2 protein-coding genes are annotated in these 1,107 nt (G+C 28.4%); both read right to left on the bottom strand.

Features of this window, described 5'->3' with window-relative positions:
• Window positions 1–200: 200 nt before the first annotated feature.
• Window positions 201–428 carry a hypothetical protein gene (locus ACRC03_RS07350; protein ID WP_438651914.1) on the bottom strand — a complete coding sequence of 76 codons (228 nt, stop codon included), beginning with the start codon at window positions 426–428 and terminating at the stop codon, window positions 201–203.
• Between the two features lie 22 nt (window positions 429–450).
• A partial coding sequence (locus tag ACRC03_RS07345; protein ID WP_438651913.1) for a hypothetical protein occupies window positions 451–1,107 on the bottom strand: 657 nt, incomplete at its 5' end.

Genomic DNA, 1,107 nt, shown 5'->3' with positions numbered 1-1,107 from the left:
GCCAACTACTATGATTGCTGCATGGTTTGTAATGATGATAGGATTAGTTACATGGATACTGATAGCTTTACATTATACATTAAAAGATAATGATTAATAATCAAAATAAAAAGAGGGGTAGCCACCTCTGACTATTCCCTCACCCAATTTTACAAATAATACCATATGAGGTATTAATGTTACTATTCTATTATATCATATTACCAATTTTTATAGTAGCCCTCAGCCTCTGCTACAGTTTTCTCATCAAATACAGATTTTAGCTCATCTATAACTATTTGTATTTGTTCCCTAGTGCATCCTACATGCTCCATAGCCTGTATCATATACCCTTTACAGGCATCATTATTAAATGCATTATCTACTACTAAATTTAAAGCCTGATTATTTCTTTTTAGTTTTCTATTTTCTTCTATTAGATGCTCCATTGTTACCCCCATGTTTCTTTTATTATATAACATTTGGTTTTAATTCTGACATATTTTTAGAGTTCTTTATATTTCTTACATCTCTACCATCAACTTTAGGATATGTAATACCTATTACTTTGAATATACTTGTAACTGTTTTACCTTTGATATTAGGGGATATAGTTTTTAAATACCCTTTAGCCTCTAAACTATTTATAATGTTGTATACCTTTTTACTATCACTTTTTTGTTTTTTCTTTATATTCTCAGATGTGGGCTCTATGCCTTCTTTTACTGCTCCATACTCTCCAAAACAATAATTATATATAGTACTACTATTTACATTCAATACATTATCTTTACCTTTTTTATTTAGTCCCTCTTTAAAGTTAGCTAAATATAAGAATACCCTTAACTCATCACTAGGGATATTAGTAGTTAAATAATCTATTGTAGTACTGCTAAATTTCATTTTAAAATGACCCTCAGGTATTTCATTATATATTAATATTCTATCTGTAAACTCTCCCATATCATCAAAATCTAATGATACTACATTCTCAGATATTAAATTCTTTACATCCTTCTTTAAAGTATTTAATGATATTGGCTTTGGGGTTTTACCTGATGCCACTACATAGCTACATAATTCTTTATTAGTATAATCATCTAAAAATATTCTATTTTGCTTTGGGAA

Source organism: Romboutsia sp., assembly GCF_051659545.1.
Classification (GTDB): domain Bacteria; phylum Bacillota; class Clostridia; order Peptostreptococcales; family Peptostreptococcaceae; genus JBOFOR01.
The sequence above is the reverse complement of the archived record's forward strand: the minus strand, read 5'-3'. Positions and strand labels throughout refer to the sequence as shown.